The organism is Allobosea sp. 05L423 (assembly GCF_056397745.1).
On the sequence record NZ_JBFTOA010000005.1, the window covers coordinates 140251 to 154330 of the forward strand.

A 14080-nucleotide genomic window follows, 5' to 3' on the forward strand; every position below is an offset into this window, starting at 1 on the left:
CGGTTCTCCGGGAACGGCTCGCCCGGCCACTCTCACGGGGTGACGGTGATGGTACCCTGCATATGCGGATGAAGCGCGCAAAAATAGGGAAAATCGCCGGTTTTCGTGAAGGTGAAGGCGTAGGCATCGCCCGTGTCGAGCGCCTTGGACCGAAACGAAGCATCGTTTGCAACGACGAGATGGGGAATGTCGTCATCGTTCTCGAAGGTCACGGCCGTCCCGACCTTCACCGTGAGGGTCTTGGGGGCAAAGGTGAAGTTCTCGATCTTGACGTGGGCGGCATCGGCGCCCCGAAGCGGGTTCTGCGTCAAGACGATGAGGCCGAGACCGACGAGCGCGGAGGCAAGCCGTCGAGCATTGAGGCCTGTGCGGATCATGGGAGGCGTCCTTGTTTGCGCCACGGGGGTCAGCTTCCCGCGAGCGTGCTGTCGATGATCGCGAGTTCCTCCTTGCCCCGCTTCACTGCGACATTGGTGATGCCGAGGAGATTGCGCAGCTGGCCGGGAGGCACGGTCATCGGCCCGGGCGATGGCGCGGTGCCGGGCGCCGGCTGCGGGAAGGCGGTCGAGAGGGCCGTGTGGAAGGTGACGTTGCCCTCCACCTTCTGCATGATCTGATGGATATGGCCGTTGAGCACGGTGACCGAGCCGAAACGCCTGAGCAGAGCAAGCGCCTGCGACGCATCGTCGGTGCCCCAGCCCCATTCCGGGTAGACCGCCCAAAGCGGAATATGGGCGAAGACGACGACGGGCGTGGAGGCACTGACAGCCTTCAGATCGTCGGCCAGCCAGGCGAGTTGCTCTGCCCCCAGATTGCCGAGGCCTCCGGCCTTGAGATTCACGACATTGACCAGGCCGACGAAGTGCACGCCATTCTGGTCGAAGGAATACCAGCCGGCCCCCCGTGTGCCGGCGCCGTAGCGGTCGAGGTAGGCGCGCCCGTTGTTCTCATCGATGACATCATGCTCGCCGGGCACATAGTGCACGTCGAACCCGGCGCCGCCGATGACCTGCGCGGCGGTGTCGAACTGCGAAGCCGTCGACAGATGGGTGATGTCCCCGGTGTGGATCATGAAGGACGGCTTTTCGGGCAGCGCCCGAACCTTGCCGATCGCCTCCTTCAATGTGTCGATGGCATATGGATTGGCGGCCTTGTCGAAGCCGATATGGCTGTCCGAGATTTGCAGAAACGTGAAGCCGGTGGATGCCCCTTCAGCCGCGCTGGCCTCGCCAAGTAGGCCGAGCGATACGGGCACACCGCTCGAAACCGTCCAGAGAATGCCGGTGCCCGCCCAGATCATGCACTCGAGCGCATGCCGGCGGTCGATAGGTTCGCCATTGCTGTCGCGATGATGAGTCATGTCGGTCTCCTGCAATGCCGCCGATGGCAGATGCTGAGAAGACCGGGAGAGAAGCGGGTTTATTCCCGTCCCCGCCGCGCCGGACGTTCACAGGGGCGTGATGGCATGAGGTCGGGGGATTGTACCGCGCGTCCGTGCATTCCTGCCAATGGGCGCGACGTCCATACAGGTGGCGCTCGCCTGGCTGTTCCGGTGGGCTCAGAGCATTCTTCCAGCGCTGAATGCGAGCGAACGACGGGCTGGATTGTTGTTGCGTATTGTTTGCCCGGTCACACCGGCGAGGCAGCGACGCGCGCTCGCGCCATCGCGACCGGGCTGAGCACGCCTATGCGCACGACGCGCATCACCAAGGCTCCAGCGGAATCTCTGCCTGGCTGAGCCTTGGTGTCCGGTGAGGGCTTCGATCGCCCAGCTACGACTACTCCGGCTTTCGGGCTTCCTGCACAGCCGGGACCCTACTGGCGGCGAAAGCAGCCGTCGACGCTTCAAGCGGTCCGATACGGACTAGTTGATCGACTTGATGCTGCCAAAAATGGCATCGAGCGCTTTGCCGTGTGTCTCGCGTTCCTTGTCATTGCCCCACACCGTAAGCATCATCACCCGATTGTTGGTGGCCGGCATCAGGATCAGGTCGACAGTCGTCGGGCCGTTTTCGTCGGCTGTCCGGAACTGGAACACGGTTGAGTCGATGCCATTGATCTTCATGTCGGCTTTGATCGGCTCGACAGCTTTTATCTTGTTGTCGCGCATCCATTTCTGGGTGTCGGACAGCATCTTGTCGATTTGACGTGCGTTTGCTGATTCAATGGACAAGAAGATTGCTTCGTCATCGGGCCGAGCCTGAAAGCCGAATTCGATCTCTTCAGTCGACCAATCATCCGGCAGAGCGATTGTGATCGTAGGATTTTTGGCCGGAACCGCGAAATTCTTGGCGAAGGCTGGAAATGCAAGGAGGCCAAGCGCCAAGGCGCCCGCGGCAATACGAGTGAAGAACATCGGGAACGATCTCTTGCGCCAAGTCAAGAAGATGGCCTGCAGCGCGCAACTCGAATACCGAGAATGAACGACTTTACGCAATGGGAAGCCGCGAAGAAATTTAATGTCCGGCCGGGCATCAACGGAATAGCGAAAGCGGCATCCCGACGAAGCCCAAATGCATGCAGGCCAGGGCAACGATGACGCCATGGCGTGAATCGTCTCGCTCCCGCTGCACCCGGATCGAGGATCGACGCGGCACAGAGGCCCCAGCGGAATTGCCGCCTGCATCAGCCATCGATTGCAGCCGAGGGCCTCGGCCGCGCGCGCTTGCGGAGTTTCGGCTTGTTTCAGCCCGACCTCAACCGCGTACGATCTTGGGTAAAATGCTGCGTTAATGGCGACCGCACAGAAGCGATGCCAACACTATCGCCCACTTAACGGAAAACCTTGGTGGAGCTGAGGGGATTCGAACCCCTGACCTCTGCAGTGCGATTGCAGCGCTCTCCCATCTGAGCTACAGCCCCAAGGCGCTGGCCTTCTAGGCTGTGCGCCGCGTGGATGTCAATCACTTCCGCCATCTGTTTTGGCGCGAACAGGGGATATTCCGCGAACCCTCTCCGGTCAGGCTTAAAAGGAAGATCGATGCGTGCCGTTCTCGACGTGGTTCTGCTCGCTCTGCAGATCTATGTGTGGCTTCTGATCGCTTCGGCTGTGCTGAGCTGGCTGATCGCCTTCAACGTCATCAACACCCGCAACCAGTTCGTCTCCACCGTCTGGGACACGCTCTACCGCATCACTGAACCGGCTCTGCGCCCGATCCGCGAACGCCTGCCCAATCTCGGCGGCATCGATATCTCGCCGATCATCCTGGTATTGATCATCTACTTCATCCAGAGCGTGATCGTCCGCTACATCTACCCCAACGTGTTCTGACCGCGCCCGTCCTGCAAGCGACGCGGCTCTCAGGCTGCGACGACGCATTCGACGCCGCCATGAGCGGTATGCAGTATGGCGGCCTCTGCAATCGCCCGAGGTCGCCAGCATGGCCGCAGCCGCCCGCCCCTATCGCAGCCAGAACTGGGTTCTGACCAAGCCTTCCGCGCGCGGAAGGCACGGCATCGTCGTCTCCCAGAGCCGCGAGGCCGCCGAAGCCGGAACAGCGATCCTCGAACAGGGAGGCAACGCCGCCGACGCCGCGGTTGCGGCCTGTTTCGCGCTGGCCGCGGTCGAGCCCTGGAACAGTGGCCTGGGCGGTATCGGCTTCGCCGTAGTGCTGAAGGCCGGCGAGAGCCGGGCACAGGTCGTCGATTTCGGGCCAATCGCCCCGCGGCGCGCCGATCCCGCCGATTACCCTCTCACCGGCGAGATGAAGAAGGACCTCTTCACCTGGCCCGAGGTCGTCGGCGACCGCAACATCCACGGCCCGCTCTCCTTCTGCATCCCCTCCTCCGTCGCCGGCTATGCGAAGTTGAAGGAGGCCTTCGGCTCCGCTTTGCCGCTCGCCGAGATCCTCGCCCCCGCTGTCGCGCTCGCGAAGCGCGGCCTGCCGGCCGATTGGTACACGACACTGAAGGTCGCCTCCTCGGCTTCGGTGCTCAGGCTCTACGAAGAGAGCGCGCGGATCTATCTGCCCGGCGGGCTGCCGCCGGTGCCGCCCTATCAGGGCGCGCCCGGCTTCATGACATTGGGCAAGCTGCCAGAGACGCTGGAGCGGCTCGCCGTGGCCGGCCTCGACGACTTCTATCGCGGTGACGTCGCCCGTCGTCTCGCAGCCGACATCGCCGCCGTCGGCGGCGTCGTGGACGAGCAGGATCTGGCGGGCTGCGCGGCGCAGCTGCGCGCCGCGCCGACGATCGACTGGCGCGACAGCCACCTCGTCCATACCGCTGGCGGCCTCACCGCCGCCCCGACGCTGGAGCGCGTCATTGCCGGCATGGCAGATGCGCCGATTGACGGCGAGGGTCCTTCAGCCGCCTGGTTCGCGCAGCTGTCACGCGTGATGCGGCAGGCCTATCGCGAGCGCCTAGACGGCCTCGGTGCCGCGACGGCTGCGAAGGAGCCCGGCGATACCTGCACCACCCATCTCACCGTGGTCGATGGCGAGGGCAATCTCGTCACCGTCACCACCACCCTGCTCTCCTCGATGGGCAGCCGCGTCGTGCTGCCCTCGACCGGCGTGCTGATGAACAACGGCATGATGTGGTTCGACCCACGCCCCGGCAGCGCCAACGCGATCGCGCCCGGGGCCCGGCCGCTCTGCAACATGTGCCCGGTCGTGGTGACGCCAAAGGATGGCGGCTGGCCGCGCCTTGCGGCCGGCTCCTCCGGCGGGCGGCGCATCCTCGCCAGCGTCTACCAGACCCTGGCCTGGCAGCTCGATTTCGGCATGGGGACCGAGGAAACCGCGCATCAGCCGCGCATCGACGTCTCCGGTCCGGATTCCGCCAGCGCAGATCTGCGGCTGCCGGCCGGGACGCTGGCCGCTCTGGAACAGGCCGGCCCGACGACGCTGGCCGAACACGCCGTCATGCCGATCAACTTCGCCTGTCCCAACTTCATCCGGGTCGATCGCGACGGCGCCGAAGGCTCGAGCGACGCCGCCTCGCCCTGGTCGGCCGCCGTCGCAGCTCAGCGCTGACACAGCGAAGGCGGGGCGGCACATGCCCGCCCCGCCGCAAACCTCCGGAGACGGTCCTCAGACCCGCTTCAGCCCCCAGGGATAGGGCGCCGAGCCCGGCAGCATGCCGGTCAGGTTCTTGCGGTAAGCGGTGCGGATCACGAACTGGCCGAGCGGGATGGTCGCGCATTCCTCGAGCGCCAGCCGGCCGAGTTCCGCGGCAACCTTTTTCTGGGCCGCCTCGTCGGGGGCGTAGAGCCATTGCTCGGCCAGGCCCTCGGCCTTGTCGCTCGTCCACCAGCCGAACCAGCCCTTCTCGCCCTGCCCGCGCACGAGGTTGGACAGTGCCGGATTGCCCCAGCCGACAGCCGATCCGGTCGTGTGGAAGATGCTCCAGCCGCCCTTCTCGACCGGCTCGCGGCTGTTGCGGCGCTGGATCACCGTGCCCCAGTCGCTCGCCGCCATCTCGACATTCATGCCGAGCTGCTTGAGCAGTTCGTAAGTCACTTCGCCGAGCGGACCGATATCGGGGAAGTCGGTCGGGTTGATGATGACAACCTTCTCGCCCTTGTAGCCGGACTCCTTGAGGGCGGCTTTGGCCTTCTCGATGCTGCCCGGCATCAGGTCTTCCTGCTCGCCGGTATAGTAGGGCGTGCCGCGCCACCAGAGATTGCGGCAGACCTGCCACATCGAGGTGTCGTCGCCTTGGGCGGCGCGCATGTAGTCCTCCTGCTTCACCGCCATGCGGACGGCGGCGCGCACCTTCGGATTGTTGAAGGGCGGCTGCAGGTGGTTGAGCCGGATGATGGCGCCGCGGCCGGCCTTGTCGATGACCTCGCGCTTGATGTCGGGGCTCTGGGCCAGCATCGGCTGAAGGTCGGCAAGCGGACGTTCCCACCAGTCGACCTCGCCGGTGGTCAGCGCCGCCGCCGCCGTCGCCGGGTCGGGCAGGATGTGCCACTCGATCCGCTTGAAGTTCGCGACCTTGCCGCCTGCATTTCGGCTCGGCGGCTCGCTGCGCGGCTTGTAGCCGTCGAACTTCTCGTAGACCGCGCGGCTGCCGGTGACGAACTCGCCGGCAACGAACTTGTAGGGGCCGGAGCCGATCATCTCCGTCACCTGCTTGGTCGCATCGGTCTGCGCCAGCCGCTCCGGCATGATGAAGGGCGGATTGTCGGCCTTGGAGAGCAGGTCGAGCATCATCGGAAAGGGCCGGGTGAGCTTGATCTCGATGGTGCGCTCATCCGGAGCGCTCCAGGCCTCGACAACCTTGGTCAGCAGCTGCCCGTAGGGGTCGCGCTGGCACCAGCGCTTCATGCTCTGGATGCAATCGGCCGGTTTCACCGGCGCGCCGTCATGGAAAGACAGCCCCTCGCGCAGCTTGATGCGCCAGGTCTTGCCGTCGGCCGAGACTTCGTGCCCCTCGGCCATCTGCGGCTGCGGCTTCAGGTCCAGATCGCCGCCATAGAGCGTGTCGAAGACGAAATAGCCGTGATTGTTGGTCACGGTCGCCGTCGTCCAGATCGGATCGAGCGCCGTCAGGTTGGCCTGTGGAACGAACTTCAGAACCGAGGCGCTCTGCGCGGCTGCGGAACGGGTCAGGCTCGGGCCGGCAATGGCGAGAGCCGCCGTCCCAGTGAGAAAATCGCGACGCTTCATATGTTCTCCCCTCTTATGGTTGGCAGTCGGTGCGTATTGCTTAGGCAAACCCCATGAAATTCGGGCTCTCGCTGATCGGCCGCGCCTTGGCGAGCTTGGCCAGATCCGGAACCGGGCGCGCCGTCAGCGGATCGCCCGCGAGTGCGGCCTCCAAGGCGGCGGCCACCGCCAGCACCTTGGCGTCGCCGCCGCGCGGGCCGACGATCTGCAGCCCGAAGGGCATGCCGTTGCGGTCGAGCCCGACCGGCAGCGAGATCGCCGGATGGCCGACGACGGTGACGGCATAGGCGAGCGCCAGCCAGTGGAAATAGGTCCGTGTCGCCTTGCCGTCGATCTCGGCCGGGAACAGCTCGGTCCAGGACCGCGGGCTCAGCGTCACCGCCGGCGACAGGATGACGTCGTAGCGCTCGAAGAACTGCTGCCAGCGATCATAGAGCACCGTCTGGTGCTTCATCGCCTTGGTCACGTCGAGGGCGGAATAGCCCAACCCTTCCTCGACATTGGCGCGGACATTCGGCCCGACCATCTCGGGCGTGTCGCGCACCTTGTCGAGATGGCTCGCGAGGAAGCCGACGGCGCGCAGGACCTCGAAGACCTCGTCCGTTCCCGCACAATCCGGCGTCGCTTCCTCCGCGGCATGGAAGAGATGGCTGAAGGCGCCCGTCTTCTCCGCAAAAACCTGGCTAATGTGACGCTCAGTCGGCGCGAAGCCGAAATCCGGCGTCACCGCGACCTTGAGCGACGCCAGGTCGATCGTCGCCGGCCGGGCGAAATCCTCCGGCCGGCGCACGGCCTTGCCGTGGATCGTCGTGGCAAGAGGATCGCAGGCGCTGTCCGACACCATGGTCGAGAGCAGCAGGCACAGATCAGGCACGTTGCGCGCCATCGGTCCCAGCACCGAAAGCGGGCTCCAGCCCAGTGCGCGCTTGTCGCTCGGAACGAGGCCGGGCGTCGGCCGGAAACCGACGATGCCGTTGAAGGCCGCCGGATTGCGCAGCGAGCCGCCCGTATCCGAGCCGGTCGCGATCGGGACCATGCCGGTCGCCAGCGCCACGCCCGAGCCGCCGGAGGAGCCGGCTGCGCTCTTCGAGGGGTCGAAGGGATTTCCGGTCGCGCCGTAGACCGCGTTGCGCGTATTGGCGCCCGCGCCCCATTCGGGGCTGTTGGTCTTGCCCGCTATGATCGCACCCGCCTTGCGCACCGAGGCGACGATCAGCTGATCCTCTTTCGGCACGAAATCGCGATAGAGCGCGCTGCCATAGGTGGTACGCAGCCCCGCGACGTTCTCCAGGTCCTTGATGCCGACCGGCAGGCCGTGCAGCGCACCGAGGCTGTGGCCGCGCGCCGTCGCCTCGTCCGCTGCAGCTGCCGCCTTGCGCGCCGCCTCGTCGTCGCGCGCCACCATCGCATTCACGGCGGGGTCGACCGCATCGATACGGTGGATGCAGCTTTCGAGGAGTTCGCGGGCGGACAACTTCTTGGCGCCGATGAGGGCGCGCGCAGCGACGGCGCTGAGATCGCAGGGTTCAGACAAGGCTCGGTCTCCGTTGCGCACGGCCCCTCGCTAGCGCTATGCCGCACGAGCCGGCGCCTCAGACTAGGCGACGACGGCCATATGTCCATGCGGCGGCGGCGCATGGCCGCCCCTTCCGGGAGAGAGGGCTCATGAGCGACCCGGCCGCCCGGCCCTGGCGGGAAACGAAGGAGGGGATCGCGCTAGATGTCCGCCTGACGCCGCGCGGCGGGCGCGATGCGCTCGACGGCGTCGAGACGCTCGCGGACGGCCGCATCGTCCTGAAGGCCCGTGTCCGCGCTGCCCCGACGGATGGCGAGGCGAATGCCGCGCTCATCCGCTTGCTGGCGAGCGAGCTGCGGCTGACCCGCTCGCAGCTTGCCATCGTGGGCGGAGCCACCGCACGACTGAAAACCGTGCTCCTTCGAGGCGAAGCGGCCGCCTTGTCGGCGACGCTCGCCCTGTGCCTCGGCGGGATCGCCTAGACGGTCTCCGCGATCCCGCATCGCAACATCGACTTGACGAAAGCCGCTGTTTCCTGTTCCAGAAGGGCCATGGACAAGCCTGCTGAGCCGTTCCCGCAGCGCCTGACGGAAGGCTACCGTGCCTTCCTCGACGATCGTTTCGTCCGGGAGCAGAGCCGATATGAAGAGCTCGGCGAGCACGGGCAGACGCCGAAGATCATGCTGATCGGCTGCTGCGACTCGCGCGTTTCGCCGGAAGTCATCTTCGATGCGCGGCCGGGCGAGATGTTCGTTGCCCGCAATATCGCGAATCTGATCCCGCCCTTCGCGCCGGACGACCAGCTCCACGGCACCTCGGCGGCGCTCGAATATGCGGTGCAGGCCCTCAAGGTCCAGCATATCGTCGTGCTCGGCCACGGCCGCTGCGGCGGCATCCGCGCCTTCGCCGACGACAGCCAGGAAGCGCTCTCGCCGGGCGATTTCATCGGCAAATGGATCACCCTGATCGGCCCGGCGGCCGAACGCACCGGCGGGCGCGGCCGCAACGAGAGCTTCGACGACTATCTGCACCGGCTGGAGCTGGCCTCGATCCAGCAATCGCTCGCCAATCTCCGCACCTTCCCCTGCGTCCAGATTCTGGAGAGCAAAGGCCGGCTGCATCTGCATGGCGCCTATTTCGCCGTTGCCTCCGGCGTGCTGATGATCCTCGACCCCGTCACCGGCCAATTCATCCCGGCCGTCGGCGAGATGCCCAAGCGCGTCCAGCAGATCCGCTGCTCCGAGGCGTGAGCGCTGTACTTCATGCTCGGGCTTGACCCGAGCATCTCGGAAACCAGCTGCTCTGACCCTGAGATTCTCGGGGCTGCGCTTCGCTCGGCCCGAGGGTGCTTCGGCATCGGCTGCGCCTCACTCCCCATCCGCCAGCGGGTGGAGATCGCGCACCATGCTCTTCAGCCGCTCATCGAGGACATGGGTGTAGATCTGCGTCGTCGCGATATCGGCATGCCCCAGCAGTTCCTGCACCACCCTGAGATCGGCGCCGTTCTGCAGCAGATGACTGGCGAAGGCGTGGCGCAGCACGTGGGGGCTGAGCGCGGCGGCTGAAAGCCCCGCCGCTCCGCCAAGCGTCTTGAGATCGCGCGCGAAGACCTGGCGTGTCAGGTGCCCGCTCTCGCCATCGGATGGGAACAGCCAGCGCCCTTCGGCCTGCCCGGCCTCCGTCAAAGCCGCCAGCCAGTCGCGCGCGGCCTGGCGTGCCGCCTCGTTCAGCGGCACCAGCCGTTCCTTGTCGCCCTTGCCGCGCACGATCAGGAAGCGTTCGCGCGTCGTCGCGGCCGAGCGTGGCAGCGCGATCAGCTCGGAGACGCGCAGGCCCGTGGCGTAGAGCATCTCGACGAGGCAGCGCATCCGCAGCGCCTTCAGCCGGGCTGCCCTCGTCGCGCCCTCCTGCGAACAAGCCGCCCGCGCAACGTCAAGCAACCGGTCGACATCGCCGACAGAGACCACCTTCGGGAGCGGTCGCCCCTGGCGCGGCCCCGAGATCGCGGCGGTAGGGTCGGTCCCGGCGAGCCCCTCGGTGTAGAGGAAGCGGTGGAACTGCCGGACGGCGGACAGCCTGCGCGCGGCGGACGAGGCCTTGAGCCCGCGCTCCGAAAGGTCCGCCAGCCAGCCGCGAATGTCCGCGGCGGTCGCGTCTCCCGGCGCCTTGCCGCCAAGGAATTCGAGATAATCCTCGACATCGCGCTCATAGGCGTCGAGCGTATTGCGCGCCGCGCCGCGCTCGGCGGCGAGCATGTCGAGGAAGGTATTCAGCCGCTGGCGCGACAACCGGCTCATTTCGGCTGGAGTTTCGAAGGCGGCACGATCTCGACCATCTCGCGCTGCACCGGTTGCACGAAGGTGACGAGCGCCACCATTCCACCGAAGACCAGACCGGCGATGATCGCGACGAAGGCGAGAAAACGGAATAACGTCGGCACGTCGGGCGGACTTTCGCAATCGCGCGATCTTGGGCCGAGTCACTATCCGCGATGCCGTCCACATCGCGCAAGGGCTGGCACGCCACAGCTGCGTGCAAAGCGCGGCCAAAAAGCCATGACGAAGGCATGACGCGGCCGGCAGCTGCGTGCTACAGCCCTCCCAGGGAAAATACATTGATGACCGCCGCTGCCACCATCGCCGCCCCGGACATGGCCGATCTCCGCACCGCCCTCGGCGGGCGCACCATCGTGCTCGTCGGCATGATGGGCTCCGGCAAGAGCTCAGTCGGGCGCCGGCTGGCCTCGCGGCTCGGCATGCCTTTCATCGACGCCGATGTCGAGATCGAGACAGCGGCCCGCATGACGATCCCCGAGATCTTCGAGCAGCGTGGCGAGGCCGAATTCCGCCAGGGCGAGCGACGCGTGATCAGCCGCATCCTGGAGACGCAGTCGCCTGTCGTGCTGGCGACCGGCGGCGGTGCCTTCATGAATGCCGACACGCGTGAGCGGATCAAGCAGTTCGGCATCTCGATCTGGCTCAAGGCCGAGCCGGACGTGCTGATGCGCCGCGTCCGCAAACGCTCGAACCGCCCCCTGCTTCAGACTGCCGATCCGGAGGCGACACTGCGCCGGATGCTGGCCGAACGCGAGCCCGTCTATGCCCTCGCCGATCTGACCATTCTGTCGAGCGACGAGCCTCACGAAGTCGTGGTCGGCGATACCATTGCCGCATTGGGCGGCTATCTGCGCCTGACGGCCGGAGAATAAACGTCATGAACGCCACCCTGACCGAGAAGGCCGGCGCGCGGATCGTCGTCCCCGTCGCGCTCGAAGGCCGCGCCTACGACATCCATATCGGCCGCCACCAGCTCTGCGAGGCGGCGGCGCTGATCGCGGCCTTCGCGCCCGGCGCCAAGGCCGCCCTCGTGACCGATACCAGCGTGGCCGCCCTGCATGGCGCCGCCTTCGAGACCTGCCTCCACCAGGAAGGGATCACGGCGACCCGCATCACCATTCCGCCGGGCGAGGGTTCGAAATCCTATGCCCAGTTCATCGCGCTCTGCGACGCGCTGCTGGCGGCGAAGATCGAGCGCAACGACCTCGTCATCGCCTTCGGCGGCGGCGTCGTCGGCGATCTCACCGGCTTCGCGGCGGCGGTGCTGCGGCGCGGCGTGCGTTTCGTGCAGGTACCGACCACGCTGCTCGCCCAGGTCGATTCCTCGGTGGGCGGCAAGACCGGCATCAACTCGCCGCATGGCAAGAACCTGATCGGCGCCTTCCATCAGCCTGCGCTCGTGATCGCCGACACCGCTCTGCTCGACACGCTGAGCGAGCGTGAGTTCAAGGCCGGCTATGCCGAGGTGGTAAAATATGGGCTGATCGACGATCCTGATTTCTTCGACTGGTGCGAAGCCAATTGGAGCCGCGTCATCGCCGGCGGACCGGAGCGCGACCATGCCGTCGCCGTCTCCTGCCGCGCCAAGGCGACGATCGTCGCCCGCGACGAGCGCGAGGAAGGTGATCGCGCCCTGCTCAATCTAGGCCACACCTTCGCCCATGCGCTGGAGCGGCTGACCAACTACGATTCCAGCCGCCTCGTCCATGGCGAGGCCGTCGCTATCGGGCTCGCGCTCGCCTTCCGCTTCTCGCAACGCCTCGGCCTCTGCGCGGGACAGGATGCCGGGCGTGTCGCGCGCCATCTCGACCATGTCGGCCTGCCAAGCCGTTTGCAGCAGGTGCCCGGCGGCGCCGGCACCGCCGATGAGATCGTCAGCGCCATGACGCAGGACAAGAAGGTCAAGCGCGGCGTGCTGACCTTCATTCTCACTCGCGGCATCGGCAAGAGCTTCATCGCGCCGGGCGTCGCTGCCGACGAGGTGCGCGGCTTCATCGAGGCCGAACTGGCGGCGTAAGGCTGGCGCAACGACTCAGGCGAGGCCGGCCTTCGCAAGGAAATCGGTCGCGCGGTAGCCGGACTCCACGCCGTTCACGATCATCGCGACGCTGAGCGAGTTCTCCGTCCGCAGCGGCAGGATATCGCGATAACCCGGCGAGTCGTACCAGGCGCGCGCCCGCTCCAGATTGGGAAAGGCGATGATCACGAGATCGCCCGGCCACGGCCCCTCGATGATCTCCGGCGTCGCGCCATGGATCAGGAACCGACCCTCATAGGGAACAAGCGTCGCGTCGATGCGCCGGATGTAGTCGATGATCTCCGGCCCGAGCCGGACATCCTGCAGATGGGCGATGGCGTAGGCGGCCATGATCATCTCCATTGAAAGGCCACCGATGGCAGCCGTCGCGGGAGACCATGTCGCGCCGGGCGGCGCGGGTCGATTACCTCTCGGGTTATCGCGTGCTGGTCAGGGGCTGAACACCAGCACCAGGAAGACGAAGAACACGGCGAGATGCACCGCCCCTTCCAGCATCGTGGTGCGCGTGCCCGTGAAGGTCAGCGTCGAGAGCAGCAGCGTCATGGCGGCGATCACCATGTTCGTCGCGGACAGGCCGAGCACAACCGGCTGACCGGTGAAGACGCCGATCAGCAACACCGCCGGTACCGTCATGCCGAGCGTCGAGGCCGCCGCGCCCAGGCACAGATTGACCGCGCGCTGGAGCTGATTGGCGGTGATCGCCCTCAGTGCCGCGATGCATTCCGGCGTGAACACCACCATGGCGATCAGGATGCCGCCGAGTGCCGTCGGGGCGCCGAGCTGGGCAATGCCGAAATCGAGCACCTTCGCCAGGCTCTTCGAGAGGATGACGATCGGCAGGATGTTGGCGAGGAGCAGGCCGACGCGCGGCAGCAATTCACCCGCGGAAGACAGGGAAGTCGGCCCGCCCTCGGCGACGGCCGCGGCAGACGCCGGCTTGCCGTCCTCCTCGGGCTCCCGGAAGAACATGCTGTGTCGGCCCGTCTGGAGCGCGAGGAAGGCGCCGTAGAGGGCGACCGTGAAGATCGAGAAGGCGATCGCCTGGAACGATGTCAGCGTCCCGTCGGGCGTCGAGGTGGTGAAGTTCGGCAGGAAGAGCGGGATCACCGTCAGCGGGATGATCACAGCGAGATAGGAAGAGGCGCCCTTCAGGTTATAGCGCTGCTGAAAATGCCTCAGGCCGCCGATGAGCAGCCCGACGCCGACCACGCCGTTGAGCACGATCATCAGCACCGCGAACATCGTGTCGCGTCCAAGCGTCGGCGCGCCCTTGGCGCCCAGCATGACGGCGCCCACCAGCGCCACCTCGATGATGACGATCGAGAGGGTCAGGATCAGCGTGCCATAGGGTTCGCCCAGCCTTTCGGCCAGTTCCTCGGCCTCGTGCACGACGCCGAAGGACGCCCAGACGATGATGCCGAGCAGCCAGAAGAACAGCAGCAGCGACGGCAACGGCGCGCCAAGCTGGCCAAGCAGGGTGTCGCCGAACAGCAGAAAAGCGGCAACCGAAAGCCAGGCACAGGCAAGGCGAAGGATCATCATCGTCGTCGTCACACGGAAGTTCTGTTGCGGGAAG

15 protein-coding genes and 1 tRNA gene are annotated in these 14080 nt (G+C 66.2%); 6 read left to right on the plus strand and 10 right to left on the minus strand.

Features of this window, described 5'->3' with window-relative positions:
• Positions 1-32: 32 nt before the first annotated feature.
• From AC1DNE_RS14925 to AC1DNE_RS14940, 4 genes are all read right to left on the minus strand, one after another.
• Positions 33-377 (minus strand): cupredoxin domain-containing protein, encoded by a 345-nt coding sequence (locus AC1DNE_RS14925; protein ID WP_441469285.1) that lies wholly within the window; start codon positions 375-377, stop codon positions 33-35.
• Positions 378-406: 29 nt separating this feature from the next.
• Positions 407-1360 (minus strand): metallophosphoesterase family protein, encoded by a 954-nt coding sequence (locus AC1DNE_RS14930; protein ID WP_441469286.1) that lies wholly within the window; start codon positions 1358-1360, stop codon positions 407-409.
• Positions 1361-1864: 504 nt separating this feature from the next.
• Positions 1865-2356 carry a hypothetical protein gene (locus tag AC1DNE_RS14935; RefSeq protein ID WP_476766299.1) on the minus strand — a complete coding sequence of 164 codons (492 nt, stop codon included), beginning with the start codon at positions 2354-2356 and terminating at the stop codon, positions 1865-1867.
• Positions 2357-2786: 430 nt separating this feature from the next.
• Positions 2787-2862, minus strand: a tRNA-Ala gene (locus AC1DNE_RS14940).
• A 118-nt stretch (positions 2863-2980) separates the two neighbouring features.
• Here AC1DNE_RS14940 and AC1DNE_RS14945 point away from each other — a divergent pair.
• Both AC1DNE_RS14945 and AC1DNE_RS14950 read left to right on the plus strand, forming a co-directional pair.
• Positions 2981-3271 (plus strand): YggT family protein, encoded by a 291-nt coding sequence (locus AC1DNE_RS14945; RefSeq protein ID WP_441469299.1) that lies wholly within the window; start codon positions 2981-2983, stop codon positions 3269-3271.
• A 109-nt stretch (positions 3272-3380) separates the two neighbouring features.
• A complete protein-coding gene (locus AC1DNE_RS14950) occupies positions 3381-4976 on the plus strand; it encodes a gamma-glutamyltransferase (RefSeq protein WP_476766300.1) in 1596 nt (531 codons plus the stop codon).
• 57 nt (positions 4977-5033) lie between these two features.
• Here AC1DNE_RS14950 and AC1DNE_RS14955 read toward each other — a convergent pair whose 3' ends face one another.
• Together AC1DNE_RS14955 and AC1DNE_RS14960 are read right to left on the minus strand one after the other, a co-directional pair.
• Complete coding sequence (locus AC1DNE_RS14955) at positions 5034-6614, minus strand: ABC transporter substrate-binding protein (protein WP_476766301.1); 1581 nt, start codon at positions 6612-6614, stop codon at positions 5034-5036.
• A gap of 40 nt (positions 6615-6654) precedes the next feature.
• Entirely contained in the window at positions 6655-8148 is a 1494-nt protein-coding gene (locus AC1DNE_RS14960; protein WP_476766302.1) for an amidase, read from the minus strand.
• A gap of 131 nt (positions 8149-8279) precedes the next feature.
• Here AC1DNE_RS14960 and AC1DNE_RS14965 point away from each other — a divergent pair, with 131 nt between their 5' ends.
• Together AC1DNE_RS14965 and AC1DNE_RS14970 are read left to right on the plus strand one after the other, a co-directional pair.
• Positions 8280-8612 carry a DUF167 family protein gene (locus AC1DNE_RS14965; RefSeq protein ID WP_476766303.1) on the plus strand — a complete coding sequence of 111 codons (333 nt, stop codon included), beginning with the start codon at positions 8280-8282 and terminating at the stop codon, positions 8610-8612.
• Between the two features lie 69 nt (positions 8613-8681).
• Positions 8682-9380 carry a carbonic anhydrase gene (locus AC1DNE_RS14970; protein ID WP_441469304.1) on the plus strand — a complete coding sequence of 233 codons (699 nt, stop codon included), beginning with the start codon at positions 8682-8684 and terminating at the stop codon, positions 9378-9380.
• 117 nt (positions 9381-9497) lie between these two features.
• Here the strand turns inward: AC1DNE_RS14970 and AC1DNE_RS14975 are convergent, their stop codons facing one another.
• Together AC1DNE_RS14975 and AC1DNE_RS14980 are read right to left on the minus strand one after the other, a co-directional pair.
• Complete coding sequence (locus tag AC1DNE_RS14975; protein WP_441469305.1) at positions 9498-10427, minus strand: site-specific tyrosine recombinase XerD; 930 nt, start codon at positions 10425-10427, stop codon at positions 9498-9500.
• Positions 10424-10570: a histidine kinase gene (locus AC1DNE_RS14980; RefSeq protein WP_441469306.1), complete on the minus strand. Its 147-nt coding sequence runs from the start codon at positions 10568-10570 to the stop codon at positions 10424-10426. The genes AC1DNE_RS14975 and AC1DNE_RS14980 overlap by 4 nt, the downstream gene beginning before the upstream one ends.
• Positions 10571-10744: 174 nt before the next feature.
• Here AC1DNE_RS14980 and AC1DNE_RS14985 point away from each other — a divergent pair, with 174 nt between their 5' ends.
• Positions 10745-11338, plus strand: a complete 594-nt coding sequence (locus tag AC1DNE_RS14985; RefSeq protein ID WP_441469307.1) for a shikimate kinase — start codon at positions 10745-10747, stop codon at positions 11336-11338.
• Positions 11339-11343: 5 nt separating this feature from the next.
• Positions 11344-12483, plus strand: a complete 1140-nt coding sequence (aroB, locus tag AC1DNE_RS14990; RefSeq protein WP_476766304.1) for a 3-dehydroquinate synthase — start codon at positions 11344-11346, stop codon at positions 12481-12483.
• A 15-nt stretch (positions 12484-12498) separates the two neighbouring features.
• Here the strand turns inward: aroB and AC1DNE_RS14995 are convergent, their stop codons facing one another.
• Together AC1DNE_RS14995 and AC1DNE_RS15000 are read right to left on the minus strand one after the other, a co-directional pair.
• Positions 12499-12834, minus strand: a complete 336-nt coding sequence (locus AC1DNE_RS14995; RefSeq protein ID WP_476766305.1) for a DUF1330 domain-containing protein — start codon at positions 12832-12834, stop codon at positions 12499-12501.
• Positions 12835-12933: 99 nt separating this feature from the next.
• Positions 12934-14043 (minus strand): calcium:cation antiporter, encoded by a 1110-nt coding sequence (locus tag AC1DNE_RS15000; protein WP_441469310.1) that lies wholly within the window; start codon positions 14041-14043, stop codon positions 12934-12936.
• Between the last annotated feature and the right edge of the window lie 37 nt (positions 14044-14080).